Raw genomic sequence first — 1,347 nt, 5'->3', positions numbered from 1 at the left:
CTGAGGTATCCCCACGTTTTCCCGAGTAGGATCAACCGGCTAACGGCGGCCCGGCTGGAAACAGGTGCGCGCATGGCGCAGTCTTCAAGGTGACTAAACCGATAGAGGACTGACGACCATGCGCGCCAGCCAAGTATTGCAGAAGTGCCTGTGTGATTCATTGGAGCCGATGCACGCGCTGCGCGAGGCGGTACTGTTGCGTTCGGTTGAGGCGCTGATTGCGGCGCAGCGATTGACCCTGACCGATGTCGCGCGCGCCTGGCCCGGGGCCGAGCGCGTCAAGGCGCCACTCAAGGCCTTTGATCGGCTGCTCAGCAACCAGCGCCTGCATGATGAGCGCGAGCGGATCTACGCCGACATGGCGCGCTGGCTGCTGCGTGGACTGAGGCCGGTGATCGTGATCGATTGGAGTGATCTGAAGGCCGACAAGTCGTGGTGCCTGCTGCGCGCTGCCGTTCCCATTGGTGGACGCACGCTCCCTGTGCTGGACATGGTGTTTGCGGGCAAGCAGCAGGGCACGCCTGCGGCAGAGAAACGTTTTCTCAAGCGTCTGGCGGCCCTGATGCCCAAACATGCCCGACCGATCCTGATCACCGACGCGGGCTTCCGCACTCCCTGGTTCCGGGCAGTCTCCGCACAGGGTTGGGATTGGGTGGGACGATTGCGAGGCACAACCCAGGTCAAGCCCGTCGACGTGGAGGACCGGACTGATCAATGGGTGCCGTGCCGGGCCCTGCATCCGTTGGCCTGCGAGAAGCCCAGGTTGCTTCCTGCGATGCACATCAATCGCGGTTGGCCGCTGGCATGCTGCTTGGCGGTCTATCGCAAGCGAGCCAAGGGCCGCAAGCACATCACCCGGCACGGAACAGTGGCGCGCAGCAAGCTCAGCCGGCAATGTGCAGCGCGGGAGCGCGAACCGTGGTTGATCATGGCCTCACCCGGTCTGGTGCACATGAGTGCACGACAACTGGTCACGCTGTATGGGCGCAGGATGCAGATCGAATCCTCCTTCCGCGATCTGAAGTCGCATCACTACGGTCATGGCTTCGAGGACAGCTTGACCCGCAAGCGCCGTCGGCTGGATATCCTGCTGCTGGTCAACGCCCTGGCCAGCTTCGTCCAGTGGCTGGCCGGTCTGGGCTGCGAGGCCACCGGGATCGATCAATGGCTGTATCCGGCCAAGCGGCGACGCAAGCTGTACTCGACCCTGCGCGTGGGGAGGGAAGCGCTGGCCCGAAGTTGGCCCATGGAGCCGGTCTGGAAGTGGCTGCAGCGACTGCGAGAACTTCCGGAACACGTCCTCGACCAGATGGTTGCCCCTTCATGAAAAACGTGGGGATGCCTCAG

1 protein-coding gene is annotated in these 1,347 nt (G+C 63.5%); it reads left to right on the top strand.

Features of this window, described 5'->3' with window-relative positions:
* The first annotated feature begins 118 nt into the window (after positions 1-118).
* Entirely contained in the window at positions 119-1,327 is a 1,209-nt protein-coding gene (locus JR065_RS21335; protein ID WP_206236533.1) for an IS4 family transposase, read from the top strand.
* The last annotated feature ends 20 nt before the right edge of the window (positions 1,328-1,347 follow it).

The organism is Xanthomonas sp., from assembly GCF_017163755.1.
Taxonomy (GTDB): Bacteria; Pseudomonadota; Gammaproteobacteria; order Xanthomonadales; family Xanthomonadaceae; genus Xanthomonas_A.
Note: the sequence above shows the minus strand (reverse complement) of the source record. Positions and strands in the feature narration are given on the sequence as shown.

Coding starts and splice junctions, on each gene's coding strand:
- JR065_RS21335 (WP_206236533.1), top strand. CDS start 119: ATGCGCGCCAGCCAAGTATTGCAGAAGTGCCTGTGTGATTCATTGGAG.